Raw genomic sequence first — 16455 nt, forward strand, 5'->3', positions numbered from 1 at the left:
GGGCGTGAGTTGGCCCTGGCGGAGGCGCGGGATGCGAAGTTGCAGCTTTCGGGTCCGGCTGCGGATGCGGTGGCGGTCGCGACGCCGAAGGCGTTGTTGCGGCAGCCGTTGGATGGGTCGGCGGCGAAGGCGGTCACGTTTGGCGGGCAGGGGGTGCCGGCGGCTCCGGTGCAGCTGGGCGGGTGTGTGCATGCGGCGTGGTCGGGGGCGAATAAGTATGTCCGGGACTGCACGGATGATGCCGGTGACAAGACGGTGGATGTGCCGAAGGCGAGTGCGTCGCCGTCGTATGTGTTCCGGGTGAACCGGGATCTGGTGGTCCTGAACGATGTGAATTCCGGCAATGTGTGGCTGGTGAACCAGAACATGCAGCTGGTCAACAACTGGGACGACGTCATCCCGCCCAAGAACCAGTCCGATGACCAGGACCAGGAATCGGCGGACAACAACACCATCAATATCCTGCCGGACCGCACCAAACCCAACCGGCCCCCGGAAACCAAGCCTGACGCCGTCGGCGTCCGTCCGGGCCGCACCACCATCCTCTCCGTGCTGGACAACGACTCGGACCCCGATGGCGACGTCCTTACGGCCACCGCCGGCGGCAACGGGCCGACCTCCGGCAGCCTCGAGAACATCAACGGCGGCACGGCCTTCCAGATCACCGTTCCCGCGGACGCGAAACCCGGCACCGAAACCTTCGGCTACAACGCCGCCGACGGCCGCGGACTCTCCGCCGACGGAAGCATCACCCTCAACGTCGTCGGCCCCGACGAGAACCGACCGCCCCAGTTCAAGCGCGGCGAGCCCACCACCCTGCTCCTGGAACAGGGCAAGACCGTCAGCCAGAACATCCTCACCGACTGGACCGATCCTGACGGCGACGACCTTGTCCTGATGGACGCCAAGGCCGACAACGAACTGGACCAGGTCAAGGTCCGCCGCGACGGCCTGCTCACCTACCAGGACGCCGGCGCCGCCCCGGGCAAGAAATCCGTCACCGTGACCGTCTGGGACGGCCGGGCCACCACTACCGGCAAAGTCGTGGTGAACGTCCAGCCGCCGGGCGCCCTGCAGCCGGTGGTCAACGCGGACCATGTGACCGCCGTCGTTGGCCAGGACCTGGTGATCGCGCCGCTGAAGAACGACGTGGACCCCAACGGCGGCGCGCTGCGCCTCGCCCAGGTGGAGGCCGCCGGCACCGCCCAGCTGGGCCCCGTGACCGACGGCGGGACCTTCACGTTCCGCAGCAACACGCCGGGCCCGGTCTACCTGACCTATATCGCCAGTAACGGCCCGCAAAGCAGCCAGGGCCTGATCCGGGTGGACGTCGAATCCGGCAAGGACGCCGGCAACCCGGTGGCCGTGCACGATGTCGCCCTGATGCCGGTCGGCGGCAGCGTGCTCCTGGACCCGCTGGCCAACGACTCCGACCCGTCCGGCGGCGTGCTGGTCCTGCAGTCTGTCCAGCTCCCGGAAAACGCGACCGCGTCGGTCAGTGTGATCGACCACAGCGTCCTGCGGATCACCGACGTCATCGGCACCAAGGACCCGTTCACATTCCGTTACACCATGTCCAACGGGACCCAGTCCGCCACCGGCAGTGTCTCCGTGGTCCCGGTCCCGGCTCCCGCCGTCGTCGAGGCACCGCAGCCCAAGCCGGACGAAGTCAACGTGCGGGTCAACGACGTCGTAACCATCCCGGTGCTGGCGAACGACACCCACCCGCAGGGCGAAAAGCTGACCGTGGACCCGGCGCTTCCGCAGCCGGTTCCCGCAGCGGACGGGAAAAGCTTCGTCTCCGAAAACACCCTCCGCTTCATCGCCGGCGCCGAGCCCAAGACGGTCCGTGCCATCTACAACGCCGTGGACCCGCAGGGCCAGAAGAGCGCCGCGGCCGTCACCATCCACATCCTGCCGCTGGAAGGCGCGGAGAACTCCCGCCCGCAGCCGAAGAACCTCACCGCCCGAGCGGTGGCGGCCGGGACGGTGCGGATTCCGGTGGAGCTCGACGGGATCGATCCCGACGGCGACTCCGTCCAGCTGACCGGGATCGACAGCACCCCGGCGATGGGCACCGCCACCGTGGGCAGCAACTTTATCGACTTCACGGCGGCCGGGGACGGCGCCGGCACGGACACCTTCCGCTACAAGGTGGTGGACCGGCAGGGCGCCGTCAACACCGGCACCGTCACGGTCGGCATCGCCCCGCGCGGGGAGATGAACCAGAAACCCACCCCGGTGGATGATGAGGTCAAGGTCCGGCCGGGCCGCCAGATCGCCGTCGACGCCACCGGCAACGACACCGACCCCGACGGCGATCCGATCCGGATCCTCAGCGACGGCATCGAGGCCGCGCCGGAACTGCAGGCCACCGTCAGCAAACAAAGCTCCCGCCTGCTCCTGCTGGCCCCCGCCGCGGAAGGCACGGTCAACGTGCGGTACTCGGTGGCGGATGACCGCGGCGCCACAGCGCAGGCCGCCGTCGCCGTCCAGGTCAAGAAGGACGTCCCGCTCCAGGCCCCGGTCGCCCGGGATGACCGGGTGACCTCCGCCCAGACCCTCGGCAAGACCGCCGTGGACGTCCCCGTCCTCAAAAACGACGAGGACCCGGACGGAGTCGGCGAAAACCTCAAGATCGCCACCGAGGCCACCACCGCCCGGCCGGGTACCGCGGGCAACATGATCGTGGAACTGACCGAACAGCCGCAGCTCATCCCGTACACCGTGGAGGACCTGGACGGCCAGAAATCCACCGCCATCATCTGGGTCCCCGGCGTGGGCCAGCAGGTCCCCACCCTCGCCAAGGACGAGGTGATCGAAGTGGTCGCCGGGCAGTCCGTGACCGTCGACCTGAAGGAATGGGTCAAGGTCCGCGACGGACGCTCGCCGCGCCTGACCCAGACGGACCGGATCACGCTGATCGGCGCCGACGGTTCGGACCCGGTGGCCGGCAACGGCACCGCCCTGAAGTACACCGCGGGCCAGGACTACGTGGGTCCCGGTTCGCTCAGCTTCGAGGTCACCGACGGCTCCGGCCCGGACGATCCCGCCGGCCTGAAAGCGACCCTGAGCATCCGCACCAAGGTCCTCCCGGACCCCAACCGGAACAACCCGCCGGTGCTGCTGGGCAGCCAGCTGGAGGTGCCCACGGGTGACTCCGCCACGGCCGACCTGGCCCGGCTGACCACTGACCCGGACGACGGCGACGCGGACCGGATGACGTACGAACTGGTGGGCGGCGTGCCCGCAGGCTTCAACGCGGGCATTGACGGGACCACCCTGAAGGCCTCCGCCAAGGACGGCGCCGACGCCGGCACCAGCGGCGCGGTCCAGGTCAAGGCCAGGGACCCCCGCGGGCTTGAAGCCACCGCGACCTACCAGCTCACCGTCACGGCCTCCAACCGGCCCAAACCGGTGGCCAACGACGACGTCGAACCCAACGCCGCGGCCGGCAAACCCGTCACCGTTCCGGTGCTTGCGAACGACGCCAACCCGTTCCCGGAGACGGCCCTCAAAATCGTGTCCGCCGTGACCGAGACCGGCCAGGGCTCCGCCGTCGCCGCCGGCGACTCCGTGACCGTGACCCCGGCCGGAGGCTTCTCGGGCACCATGATCGTGTCCTACACCGTGGCCGACAAGACCGGCGACGCGTCCCGCTACGCGACGGCCAGGATCCGGCTGACGGTGAAGGACAAGCCGCTGGCGCCCACCACACCGCAGGCCGCGAGCGTGGGGGACAGCACCGCCCTGTTGAACTGGACCGCCCCGGCGGACCGCGGCTCACCTATCACCAAGTACACGGTGTACGGCGAGGGCGGCTACCGGCAGGACTGCCCGGCCAACTCCTGCACCCTGACCGGGCTGACCAACAACGCCAAGTACCACTTCCAGGTGACCGCCACCAACGCACTGGGCGAATCCGAGCGGTCCCCGGCGTCGGCCGAGGTGCGCCCGGACGTCAAGCCGGACACCCCGGCCGCGCCCGCAGTGAAGTTCGGCGACACCCAGCTCACCGTGACGTGGGCGGCCCCGGCGTCCAAGGGCTCGCCGGTCAAGAGCTACGACCTGGAGATTTCGCCGGCACCGGCAGGGCAGAACGCCCAGATCCAGAACCTCACCTCGGTGAGTTACGTCTGGAAGGGCCTCCAGAACGGAGTGGCCTACAAGGTGCGCGTCCTGGCCCGCAACGATGCCAAGGAGCCCTCCGAATGGAGCGCCTACTCCGCCGCGGAAACCCCCGCGGGGGTGCCCGCCACCCCACCAGCGCCGAGCGCGACGGCGGCCGGCTCCGTGGGCAACCAAAGCCAGCTCAAGGTCGACTGGACCGCGCCGGACAACAACGGCGACGCCATCTCCGCCTACACGCTGACCACGCTGCGCGGCGGGGCGGCCGTGGCGACCCAGCAGGTCTCGGGCACCACACAGAACGTCACCGTGAACAACTCGGAGGCGGGTTACACCTTCACGGTGGCCGCCACGAACAAGGCCGGAACGTCCCGGACCAGCGCCCCGTCCGCCGCCGTGCGCGCCGTGGGCAAGCCGGGCATGGTGGGCCAGCCGTCCGCCGCCCTGAAGGACACCGGCGGCGACGGCGGCAAGATCGACGTGAGGTTCCCGGTCCTGACCGCCGAGCAACGCAACGGCTCCAGCGCCGGTGAAATCACCTACAAGTACAGGCTCACCTCCGGCAGCGGCAGCGGCACCATCCCGGCCGGCGGCGGCGTCGTGGCCGCCCCTAACGGGACGGCCACCGCCGTTGTGGTCTGGGCGGTCTCGTCCCGGAGCTCCAGCCCCGGCGACGCCAGCCCTGCCTCGAATTCGGTGAACCCCTACGGACTGGCCTTCGCGCCGGCCGTGACGGGCAGCAAGAGCAGCGGCGTCGGGGACAGGACCGTGTCCTGGACCTGGAACCAGCCCAACGGCAACGGGCGCCCGGTCTCGGGCTACCAGTACAGCCTCGACGGCGGTGCCTGGCAGAACACCCAGCAGCGGTCCTTCTCCAAGAGCGTGGGCTTCGGCGAAACCCACACCCTGCGGGTCCGCGCCATCAGCGCCGGCCAGCCCGGCCGCATCGGCAGCGACACCTCCCGCAGCGGCTCGGAGCCGCCGCCGCCGGTCCCGACATCCCAGATCCAGGTGGAGGCCACTACGGTCCGGACGTGTCCCGGCATGCCGGGCCGGACCGACACGTACTCCGAGGGGCCGCCGAAGACCTGTGGTGCCGGCTGGGTTGAACGGTCCGAAGGCCGGCTCGCCATCAACTGCACCAAGGACATCTACGGCAACGGCACCCCCTGGTTCCGCGTCACCGAAGGCAGCCACCCGGGCTGGTTCGTCAAATCCACCACCGTGGATCTCTACGGCCCCAGGCCCGGCGGCTGCTGATGCCCACAACTAGACCCGACGCCGCACCAAGCGGGAACTCCCTGCCGGCGGCCCCTGCAACGCTCCACCCAGAACAGAAGAGGACCAACCCATGACCATGACCACCGAACAGGCCGAATGGTTTGCCGGCACCTTCGAGAAGCTCGTCGACAACGTGGGCCAGGCCGTCCTGGGCAAGTCCCACGTCATCCGCCTGACCTTCACCGCGATGCTGGCCGAGGGGCATGTCCTCTTCGAGGACGCCCCGGGCACCGGCAAGACCTCCCTGGCGCGTGCCCTGGCGGCCACCGTCCAGGGCTCCAACAACCGCATCCAGTTCACCCCGGACCTGCTGCCCTCGGACGTCACGGGCGTGACCATCTACGACCAGAAGACGCAGAAGTTCGAGTTCCACAAGGGACCCATCTTCAACAACATCGTCCTGGCCGATGAAATCAACCGGGCCTCGCCCAAGACCCAGTCGGCGCTGCTGGAGGTCATGGAGGAATCCCGCGTCACGGTGGACGGCACCACCTACGAGGCCGGCCGGCCGTTTATGGTGATGGCCACCCAGAACCCGATCGAGCAGGCGGGCACCTACCGTCTGCCCGAGGCCCAGCTGGACCGCTTCCTGATCAAGACCTCCATCGGCTACCCGGACCACGCTTCCACCGTGCAGCTGCTGGGCGGTGCCAACCTCAAGGACCGCTCCAAGGACATCACCGCCGTCATCACCACCCAGGCGGTGGCCGACATGGCCGACCTCGCCGCCACCACCCACGTGGACACCGCCGTGCTGGAATACATCTCCCGGCTCTGCGAGGAGACCCGCAGCGCCCCGGAGACCCGCCTGGGCGTCTCCGTCCGCGGCGCCCTCGCCATGGTCCGCGCGTCGAAAGTCTGGGCCGCCAGCCAGGGCCGCAACTTCGTGCTGCCGGACGACGTCAAAGACCTTGCCGCCGTCGTCTGGACCCACCGGCTGGTGATGGACCCGGAAGCAGAGTTCTCCGGCGCCACGGCGGAGGCCGTGCTGGCGCGCGTCCTGGCCGAGGTCGCCGCGCCGCAGCAGCGCGCCGCTCTTGTCTAACTGCAGCGGCTAGCCTGCGCCACCCCGACCGGCACCCCCGACCCAGCACGAACAAAGGCACCCATATGTCCTCCAGCACTCCGCTGACACGGCTTGCTGAACGCCTGCAACGGCCCTTCCACCGGCACGGCAGGCCCACCCGGCTGCACCCAGCCTCACTCTGGACCGAGGCCGGCGGCACCGCGGGCCTGGCCCTCGCCCCGGGCCGGAGCGCCGTCCGCGCGCTCTGGCTGCGCTACCTGTGGCCGGTCCTCTCGGTGGTGAGCGTCCTGGGCTGGTCCGTGCTGGCGGCCTCGATCCTGCTGTGGACCGTCGGCCAGGCCTTCGGCTGGCAGGAAGCCAAAGCCGCCGCGATCGCCGCGTTCGTCCTGTTCGTGCTCGCCGTCGGGTTCATCCTGGGCCGTTCCTCCTACGGCGTCGTCCTGGACCTCGCCCGGACCCGGGTGGCGGTGGGGGACAGCGCCGTCGGCAGCATCGCGGTCTCCAACACCTCCGCGCGGCCGCTGCTGCCGGCGGACCTGGAGCTCCCGGTCGGTGCCGCCACCGCTGTGTTCCACCTGCCCCGGATGAAACCCGGGCAGGTCCACGAGGACCTGTTCACCATCCCCACCGCCCGCCGCGCCGTGATCGTGGTGGGCCCGGTCCGCTCGGTCCGCGCCGACCCGCTGCACCTGCTGCGGCGCCAGGTGCTCTGGACCGAACCCGAGGACCTGTTCGTGCACCCAAAAACCGTGGCGCTGGCAGGCTCGGCCGCCGGATTCATCCGTGACCTCGAGGGCATGCCCACCACCGACCTCTCCAGCGCAGACGTGTCCTTCCATGCGCTGCGCGACTACGTGCCGGGCGATGACCGCCGGCACATCCACTGGAAAACCACGGCCCGCACCAACAAGCTGATGGTCCGCCAGTTCGAGGAAACCCGACGTGCGCACCTCGCCATCTCGCTGTCCATCAACACCGACGAATACGCCTCCGACGAGGAATTCGAGCTGGCCGTCTCCGCCGCCGCCTCGATCGGACGCCAGGCCATCCGTGAACAACGCGACCTCGACGTGCTGACCCAGAAGGGCCCGCTCCGCTGCGAAACCGGCCGCAACATGCTCGATGACATGACCCGGATCGTCGGCGCACCCCAGCGCAAGAATGCGGTGGACCTCGCCCGGACCCTGGCGGACACCGTCCCCAACGCCTCCGTCGTGTTCCTGATCGTCGGCAGCAACATCACCCCCACCCAGCTGCGCTCCGCGTCGGCCTCGGTGCCCATGGGGGTCCGCAGCCTCGCCGTCCGGCTCCAGCTCGGCGCCGCACCGGCCCGGGCCAACATCGGGGACCTGACCGTCCTGACCCTCGGCGACCTCTCTGACCTGGCCATCGTGCTGAGGAAGGCGGCAGCATGAGCGCCGCAGCACCGCTCCGCCCCCGGAACACCACGGCAGCGCAGCGCTCCGGTTTCGCCGACGGCCAGCCGCTCTGGCATCTGGCGCTCGACGCCGGCGCCCTCACCGTGCTGCTGGGCCTTGGCGTCCTCGGCTTCAGCCTCAGCTTCGGCGGCGACCCCTACTACCTGGTCGCAGGCTTCGGCGGCATCCTGCTGGGCCTGGGCCTGGCGGCCGCCGCTGTGCATTTCCGCTTGGGGCTCCTGATCACCACCGCCCTGACACTTGGCGCCTACCTCGTCTTCGGCACCGCCCTGGCCGTCCCCGAGGCCTCGATCGCCGGTGTACTGCCCACTCTCGACTCGCTGCGTACCCTGCTGCTCGGCGTGGTGTTCGCGTGGAAGGACATGCTCACCGTCGGGGTGCCGGTGGGCACGGCCGGCGGCATGTTGATTGTGCCGTTCCTCAGTTCGCTCCTCACCGCGCTGGCCGCCGGGCTGCTGATCTGGCGGCTCAAAAGCCCGTACTGGCCGCTGCTGCCGGTGCTGGTGCTGTTCGTCACCGGCATCGCCTTCAGCACCAATGCCGGCTTCCTCACGGTGGAACGCGGCATTTCACTCACCGTGATTGCCATCGCCTGGGCCACGTTCCGCCGCGACGCGCTCCGTCGCAGCGACACGCGCAAAATCTCCGTCAACCGGCTGGAGAAGGACGAGGCCACCGCCCGCGCGGCCAAGCTGCGCCGGATGGGAACCGCCGCGGCGGTAATCGCGGCCGCCGTCGGGATCACCGCCGTCGCGTCCCCGCTGGTCACCGCGGGCGACGACCGCCGGGTACTTCGGAACACGATCGTTCCGCCGTTCGATCCCAAGGACTACATCACCCCGCTGGCGAGCTTCCGGACCTTCGTCAAGGACAAAAAGGACGACACTCTCTTCACCGTGAAGGGCCTGCCCAAGGACGCGCGTGTGCGCCTCGCCGCGCTGGACTCCTTCAACGGCACCAACTACAACATGGACCCCAACGGTTCCGGGAGCTTCAGCAAGGTGGGCGACGCCAAGTCCATCAACACCCTCGCGGACTCCACCGGGATCGTGCCGAGCATCAACTACACCCTGGACATCACGATCGAGGACTACCAGGGCTACTTCCTGCCCGGCGGCAGCAAGACCACCGGAATCAGCTTCGCCCGGGACGGCTCGGGTGCCGCCGCGGGACTGTACTTCAACGCCGGAACGGACACGGCCGTGACCACCAGGGGCCTCGCCAAGGGGGACGCCTACCAGGTGCAGGTGGCCGATCCCGCCACCCTGGAACACGGGCAGCTGACCCAGTACGACTTCGCCAAACTGGCCCTGCCGGATCCCGCCGAAGTGCCGCCGGTGGTCGGTTCCCAGGCGAACGACCTGGCCGCCGACGCGCCCACCGCCATCGACCGGGTGCGCCAGGTCGAGGCGCACTTCCAGAAGAAGGGCGCCTTCAGCAACGGCCTGATCGCCGACGGGCAGCTGCCCAGTGTCTCCGGCCACAGCGCCAACCGTGTCCGGAGCCTGCTCACCGCCAAGCAGATGCTCGGTGACGACGAACAGTACGCCGTCGCGATGTCCCTGATGCTGCGCCACCTCGGCATCCCCTCCCGCGTGGTGATGGGGTTCTACCCGGATCCGAAGAGCCCGGAGAACGGCGCCGGCGACGTGAAGATCACCGGCAAGGACGTCCACGCGTGGGTGGAAGTCGCCTTCGACCGGGTGGGCTGGGTGTCCTTCGACCCCACGCCACCCAAGGACAACGTGCCCATCCCGCCGGATCCGGAGAACAAGTCCAAGCCCAAGCCGCAGGTGCTGCAGCCGCCGCCCCCGCCACAGGAGCCGGCGGACCTGCCGCCCGACTCCTCACCGGATGCGCTGGACGCTGACGAGAAGAAAAACAACCCCTGGCTGTTCTGGGGTCCACTTCTCACGGCGATCGGCATCGCGCTCATCCCGGTCGGGATCCTGGCGCTGCCGCTGCTGCTGATTGCGCTGCTCAAGTCCCGGCGCCGGAAGGCCCGTTTCAGCGACGGCCCCCCGGCGCAGCGCGTCGGCGGCGGCTGGAACGAAGTTGTCAGCCTCGCGACCGACCTCGGTGCGGGCGTCGATACCCGTGCCACCCGGCGGGAGTCCGCCGCGGTGCTCGCCGATGCTTTCCCGGCCGCAGGGGGGACCACCACACTGCTCGCCAAACGGGCCGACGCCGCGATCTTCGGTGCCGGCCAACCGAGCGAGGACCAGGTGCGGGAGTACTGGGACATCGTGGACGGCTCGCTGAAGGAGCTGACCGGGACGCTGGGGTTCTGGGGACGGCAGCGCGCCAGGTTTTCGCCGCGCTCCCTGCTGGCCGACGGCAGGGCCGCCCTCAAGCGCCGGTCCACACCGAAACTGACGGGCCCCGGGCCGGTGCCGCCCGGCGGCAGGCGCGCCGGACGCGCAGCGCCGGAACCGCCCGCGGGTACAGTGGAACCCGGTCCTGCCGCCACAGCCCGCCGTGATGGTGCCGCCGAAGCCGCAGCCGAGTCCCGCCAGTCCGCCAGGAAGAACCGCAACAAGCCATGACCGACGACGCCGAGCGCTGCCCGCGCTGCCAGCAGCCACTCCGTCAGGGGGCGGCCTTCTGCACCTCGTGCGGCACACCGCTGAGCAACCGTTCCGCGCGGAACGCCCGCAACGCCCCGGAGGTTCCTGCTGCCGCGCTGATCCCCGGTAGCATCCCCGTAGCGCAGGGCCCAGCCGCGGGCCGCGGACAAGGGGGAGGTCCTTCCATGCCGAGCAAGCTTGAGGTGGTGCCCGCAGCTGCCGGAAAGCGGCTGGGAGCGGCCGTGCTCGACTGGCTGCCGCCCGTCACCGTCCTGACAATCCTGCTGGCGGTCGGTTTCGCCGGGATCACCAGGAGCCAAAGCGGCGGCTTCATCGTGTATGACACCTCGTCCGTGGTGCTGTTCGGCGGCATCGGTGCCGGCCTCACCCTGGTCTACCTCCTGGTCCTGGCCGCCCTTGAAGGCCGGTCCGGTGTAACCCCCGGCAACAGCCTCATGGGCATCCGCTGCACGGATGCTGACGGCTACGCCCCGGGCGGCGGCGCGGTGTTCCTGCGTGGCCTCATCACCGGCGCCGGGGTGCTCCTGGCCGTGATCGCCGCCGCCGTCGTGGTGGTCTTCCAATGGTTCGGCGTGGCCCTGCTGGTGCTGGGACCGCTCCTGTTTCTGGGTGCCGCCTGGGCCGTCCTCGTGGTGCTCTCCAACGCGTGGGACCGCAACGGACAGCTCCGCGGCTGGCACGACAAGGCCGCCAAGACCCTCGTCTTCGACGTAAAGTCCGGACGCAACCCGATCACCACCGGCGGCATCGCGGGACCCTACAGCTTCGCGCCGCTGGACCTTCCGCCGGTCCAGCAGGTCGCTTCGCCGCTGGCCGGTGCCGCAGCGCCGCAGGCTGTTGTCGCTTCGCCGCAGGCTCGGGTCCCAGCGCCGCTGGCCGGTGCCGCAGCGCCGCAGGCTGTCGTCGGAGCGCCACAGGTTGCGCCCGGAGCGCCGCAGGCTGTGATCGCTTCGCCGCAGGTCCGGCCCGTTCCGCAAGCGGCGTCGTTTGCGCCGCCAGCCGCGTCCGCGCCGTCGCCGTCGCCGTCGTCGTCCCAGGAGCTCCCGCATCCCGACGACGACCTGGACCGCACCCAGGTCCGCGGCGACACGAACGCCCCCGTCACCGTGGCGATGCTCCGGATCCGGCTGGACGACGGCCGCGACATCGAACTTGACCGCACCGTGCTGGTCGGCCGGAACCCCTCCGGGCACCCCGGTGAGGACTCCGTGCAGCTGATCCCGGTTGCCGATCCGGGCCGTTCAATTTCCAAGACCCACCTCCATCTCCTCGCCGGAAACGGGGGAGTCTGGGTGACGGACCGCAACTCCACCAACGGCAGCGCCGTGACCACGCCGGACGGTATCCGTACCGCCCTCGCGGCGGGGGAGCCCACCCACGTCCGCCCAGGTTCCACCGTCCACTTCGGTGACCGCTCCTTCTACCTAGGACAGGCATGAATACCCAGCCGGCCGCCGTTCCACCCTCAGACAGTTCCGATGCCGCCCCCGTGCCGGCTCCGGGCACTCCCTCCAGCAGTTCCTCCAGCAGTACCTCCAGCCTGCGGCTCAACTGCGGCTACGGCACCGACCGCGGCCTGCGCCGCGAAATGAACGAGGATTCCTTTATTGCCTCCGATCCCGTCTTCGCCGTCGCGGACGGCATGGGCGGGCATGAAGCCGGCGAGATCGCGAGCGGCATCTGCGTGCGCACACTCGCCAGGATCCCGCAGCTGGCCAGCGGCGAGCGGGACGCAACGGCTGGCGTCCTGCAGGAGTACCTGCAGATGGCCGACGAAGGCATCCGCGACGCCACCGGCTCCCGCGCCGGGACCACCCTCTCCGGCGTCGTGGTGGTGGAACAGATGGGCGCCCCCTACTGGCTGGTCCTCAACATCGGCGACTCCCGGACCTACCGGCTCAACCAGGGGAAGCTGAGCCAGGTCAGCGTCGACCACTCCGAAGTCCAGGAGCTGGTGGATGCCGGGCAGATCACCCAGACCCAGGCCGCCGTGCACCCCCGCCGGCACGTCGTCACGCGTGCCCTCGGCTCCGGCGACGAGATCGAGGCTGACTACTGGCTGCTGCCCATCGAGGAGGGCGACCGGATCCTGGTCTGCTCCGACGGCCTCAACGGCGAACTCGATGACCAGCACATTTCCAACATCCTGCGCTCCCATGCGGACCCGCAGGCGGCCGTGGACGAACTGATCCAGGCGGCCCTGCGCAGCGGCGGCCGCGACAACGTCACCTGCATCGTGCTGGACGCCACCAATGTTGCCAGCGACTACGACGGCGCCGCCCAGACCGCACCGCGCTCCGCCGCCGACGCGGAGGACGAGGACACCCTGCCCCGGACCGATGCCCTGGACCTCGCCCCCAATGGGGAACTGGCCTCCGGGGACGTGCCTGCCGCCGGGGAGCAGGCAGCTGGCGAACTTGCTGCCGACGGACACGCCAAGGGCCCCAATGATGGCAAGCAGTAACCCCGCCGCCGCAGCGCGTTACACGCCCGGCAGCTGGCTCGGTGTGGTGCGCTCCAAAACCGTGGTGCTGCTGCGCCCGGACAGCGCGCCCGCCCTGGTTGACTCGCTGTGGGACCTCCTCGACGCCGGTCCCGCAGTGCACGAGGTGCTCGACGCCGTGACATCGGCCTCGGGCGGTTCGCTCGCCCGGCTGCCGTGGTTCGCGATCGTCGACTGCCGGAGCTCCGTGCAGGTGTTCCTGCGCGGAGACATCGACCTGACGGTAGACCTGCCCTCCGGGCCGGTGGAACTGAGCGGGCGGGAAGTCACCACCTGGACGGAACGGCGGTTCGCCGCTGCGGACGGATTCAACGTGACGGTCCCCGACGCCGCCGCCGGGACATCCGCCGCCGGGGCATCCGGCGTCGGACCTGACCTGCCGCTGACGGACGGCGTGGTCCTGCTCAAGGGACTGCGGCTGCAGTTCACCCGTGCTGCCGGACCGGCGGACGCCCCGGCGGTCCCTGCCGCGGCCACGGCTGCAGCCGGCCTCACCGCCGCAGGGCCCGCTCCCGACGCCGAAACAGCGGTGCAGGACGAAGTCCTGGCAGCGGCCGAAGCCGACATCGCCGCAGAGCTAAGCGACCATGGTGCCTCCGCGGAGACCGTCCTGGAGTTCCCCGGCGAGGACTCCGAGCACGACGGAACCCTGCACGAAGAACCGGAACCGGAACCGCAGCCGGAACCGCGACAGGAACCGGAACCGGAACCGGAACCGGAACCGGAACCGGAACGTGGACTGGCTGAGGAACCAGAACCCGAACCAGAACCCGGGCCCGAACCCGCCGAACAGGAGCTGACGAGCAGCTACGACCACCTGTGGGAGCGAACGGTGATGCGCAATATCGAGGACGCCGCCGTCCGCGAGGACCCTGACGCCGATGCAGAACCCAGCGTCGGGCCCGCCAGCGCCGTGCCCGCCGTTGAATCCGCCAGCGCGGAGCCAGTGTCCGGGACCCCTGAATCGGACGGGTCAGCGGCAGGCGGAGCGGAAGCCGCAGCCGCCTCTGCTCCTGCGCCGGAACCGCCCGCGGCGCCGCGCCCGGCGGTACCCGCCGGACTGATCGACTCCGTGCCCTGGCACACCGGCGGTGACCGGCCGACGTCGTCCCCACCGGCCGCAGCGCAGCCGCCGGCATTTACGCCTGTGCCGCCCGCGCCGACGGCACAGCAGGCACCCGCCCAGCAGCAGGCACCCGACCAGCTCATGCCGGCCGCGGAGCCGGGAGCCGATGCGGACCACGACGGCCAGACGATCATGAAGGGCGAGCTCGCCGGCGCAGGCCCGCAAGGTGCCGGTGCGCAGCGCCCGTCCACAGGACCGGCCACGGAACCGTCCACCGGGCCCATGGTCCTGGCCCGGGTCTGCCCGGAGGGTCACGCGAACCCCTCCACCTATGCCCAGTGCGGCCGCTGCGGACTGCCGCTGCCCGGGGACGGGGTCCAGGTCCGTCGCCCCCGGCTGGGCCGGATGCGCCTGTCCACTGGCGAGCTGATCGACCTCAACCAGTCGCTCATCGTGGGCCGCCAGCCCTCGGTGTCCCGCGTCCAGGGCGCCGTGATGCCCAAACTGATCCAGGTGGCGAGCCCCAGCGGTGACATTTCCCGCTCGCACGTGGAGGTCAGGCTCGAAGGCTGGCACGTGATGCTGTGTGACCTCAAGGCGACCAACGGCACCGTGCTGGTCCGCGAGGGCCAGCCCCCGCGCCGGCTGGCCCAGGGCGAAATGGCCATCCTGCTCGACGGCGACATCGCCGAGGTGGGCGACGGCGTCTCGCTGCGCTTTGAGGAGATCCCGTGAGCTCAAAACGGCCCGTAGCCCCGCCGCCAATCATCCCGGGCTTCACCTACATCAGCCTGCTCGGCTCCGGCGGGTTCTCCGACGTCTACCTCTACGAACAGGACCGGCCGCGCCGCAAGGTGGCTGTCAAGGTGCTGCTCTCGGACCTGAAGACCGAGGGCGCGCGCCGCCGGTTCGAATCCGAAGCGAACCTGATGGCGCAGCTGTCCTCGCACCCGTACATCGTGACCATCTTCGAAGCCGAGATCACCGACACGGGGCATTCCTACCTGGCCATGGAGTACTGCTCCCGGCCCAGCCTGGATGTCCGGTACCGTCGGCAGCGCTTCAGCGTGGACGAGGTCCTGGCTGTCGGCATCCAGGTGGCATCCGCCGTCGAGACCGCCCACCGGGCCGGGATCGCGCACCGCGACATCAAGCCCGCCAACATCCTGGTCACGGACTACAACCGGCCGGCACTGACCGACTTCGGTATCTCCGGCACCCTCGCGGGGGATGCGGACGAGGACGCTGGCATGTCCATCCCGTGGTCCCCGCCGGAGCAGTTCACCGGGCACCAGGTGGACGGCGTCCTGGTGGACGTCTGGGCGCTCGGTGCCACCCTTTACACCCTGCTGGCCGGGCGGTCCCCGTTTGTGCTGCCGGGCGCCGACAACTCCCAGCGGGAGCTGATCTCGCGCATCACGAACCTGCCCGTGCCGAAACTGGGCCGCGCCGACGTGCCGGAATCCCTGGAACTGGCGCTCTCGACGGCGATGGCCAAGTCGGCAGCCTCCCGCTATTCCTCGGCGCACGCCTTCGCCCTGGCCCTGCAGCGGATCCAGGCCGAACTGAACCTGTCCGTGACGCCGTTCGAGGTCCTGGAAGAACCGCGCGCCGAGGAAAGCCACCCCGACGACGGCTTCGAGGAAACCCGGGTCCGCAGCGTCGCCGCGATCGACCCGGACGCCACCGGCAGCACCCCCACCTTCCCGGCCAGGGTCCCGAATCCCGACGCCCGCCCCACGGCGGACAACGCCACCACGTTTAGAAAAGCAGCTGTCAACAACGCGCGGCCCCCGGCGCTGCCCGGATTCGACACCCCCGGGCCCCGGAACACAAACACGGCCCCGGAGGACGACGTCGCGGCCACGGTCAACCGGTCCAGCGCCGCCGCGGCTGCCGTGTCCCCGGGCAGCGGCGGGCCCGGCAGCGGCGGGGACAGCAGTGGCGACGACGCGGGGGAGCACCCGGCCGGGCACGGCCGCAGGAATCTGCTGCTCTCGATCGTCGGCGGCACCGTCCTGGTGGCCGCCGTCGTGCTGGGGATTGTGGCGGGCACCACCCGGCCGGAGCCGGCGCCGAAAGCCACGGACCAGGTCAGCAAACCGCCCGCGGACGCCCTGGACAACGGCACCGTGCCGGACGTCACCGGGCTCGCCGGAGCGGCCGGGCCGGCCGGAAAAGTCCGTTTCACCTGGACCAACCCGCAGCCGAAAGCCGGCGACACCTACAAATGGCGGGTCCACACCCTCAAGGGCGACGGGCAGTACCAGGCCACCGCCGGGCCCGCCGCCGAAATGGCGGCGAACCCGTCCGAACCCAGCTGCATCCAGGTCATGATCGTCCGCAGCGACGGGGCCTCCTCGCCGCTCGGCCCGGATTCCATCGCCTGCGTCCCGAAGTAGCAGCACCAACGACTTTCCAGA

The 16455-nt window shown here is 70.2% G+C and carries 8 protein-coding genes; all 8 read left to right on the plus strand.

From position 1 onward, the window contains the following. A partial coding sequence (locus FS787_RS15470; protein ID WP_144673757.1) for an Ig-like domain-containing protein occupies positions 1 to 5388 on the plus strand: 5388 nt, incomplete at its 5' end. Positions 5389 to 5479: 91 nt separating this feature from the next. Continuing rightward, positions 5480 to 6454 (plus strand): MoxR family ATPase, encoded by a 975-nt coding sequence (locus tag FS787_RS15475; RefSeq protein WP_144673759.1) that lies wholly within the window; start codon positions 5480 to 5482, stop codon positions 6452 to 6454. A gap of 65 nt (positions 6455 to 6519) precedes the next feature. Then, entirely contained in the window at positions 6520 to 7851 is a 1332-nt protein-coding gene (locus FS787_RS15480) for a DUF58 domain-containing protein (protein WP_144673761.1), read from the plus strand. After that, positions 7848 to 10421 carry a transglutaminase family protein gene (locus tag FS787_RS15485; protein WP_144673763.1) on the plus strand — a complete coding sequence of 858 codons (2574 nt, stop codon included), beginning with the start codon at positions 7848 to 7850 and terminating at the stop codon, positions 10419 to 10421. Before FS787_RS15480 ends, FS787_RS15485 begins: the two co-directional genes overlap by 4 nt. Then, positions 10418 to 11902 (plus strand): RDD family protein, encoded by a 1485-nt coding sequence (locus FS787_RS15490; protein WP_144673765.1) that lies wholly within the window; start codon positions 10418 to 10420, stop codon positions 11900 to 11902. Before FS787_RS15485 ends, FS787_RS15490 begins: the two co-directional genes overlap by 4 nt. Continuing rightward, entirely contained in the window at positions 11899 to 12927 is a 1029-nt protein-coding gene (locus FS787_RS15495) for a PP2C family serine/threonine-protein phosphatase (RefSeq protein ID WP_144673767.1), read from the plus strand. The genes FS787_RS15490 and FS787_RS15495 overlap by 4 nt, the downstream gene beginning before the upstream one ends. Next, positions 12911 to 14767 carry an FHA domain-containing protein gene (locus tag FS787_RS15500; protein ID WP_144673769.1) on the plus strand — a complete coding sequence of 619 codons (1857 nt, stop codon included), beginning with the start codon at positions 12911 to 12913 and terminating at the stop codon, positions 14765 to 14767. The genes FS787_RS15495 and FS787_RS15500 overlap by 17 nt, the downstream gene beginning before the upstream one ends. Beyond that, complete coding sequence (locus FS787_RS15505; RefSeq protein ID WP_144673771.1) at positions 14764 to 16434, plus strand: serine/threonine-protein kinase; 1671 nt, start codon at positions 14764 to 14766, stop codon at positions 16432 to 16434. Before FS787_RS15500 ends, FS787_RS15505 begins: the two co-directional genes overlap by 4 nt. Positions 16435 to 16455 lie beyond the last annotated feature (21 nt).

The sequence above is a fragment of the Arthrobacter sp. U41 genome, from assembly GCF_007679325.1.
Lineage (GTDB): Bacteria > Actinomycetota > Actinomycetes > Actinomycetales > Micrococcaceae > Arthrobacter.

Coding starts and splice junctions, on each gene's coding strand:
- FS787_RS15475 (WP_144673759.1), top strand. CDS start 5,480: ATGACCATGACCACCGAACAGGCCGAATGGTTTGCCGGCACCTTCGAG.
- FS787_RS15480 (WP_144673761.1), top strand. CDS start 6,520: ATGTCCTCCAGCACTCCGCTGACACGGCTTGCTGAACGCCTGCAACGG.
- FS787_RS15485 (WP_144673763.1), top strand. CDS start 7,848: ATGAGCGCCGCAGCACCGCTCCGCCCCCGGAACACCACGGCAGCGCAG.
- FS787_RS15490 (WP_144673765.1), top strand. CDS start 10,418: ATGACCGACGACGCCGAGCGCTGCCCGCGCTGCCAGCAGCCACTCCGT.
- FS787_RS15495 (WP_144673767.1), top strand. CDS start 11,899: ATGAATACCCAGCCGGCCGCCGTTCCACCCTCAGACAGTTCCGATGCC.
- FS787_RS15500 (WP_144673769.1), top strand. CDS start 12,911: ATGATGGCAAGCAGTAACCCCGCCGCCGCAGCGCGTTACACGCCCGGC.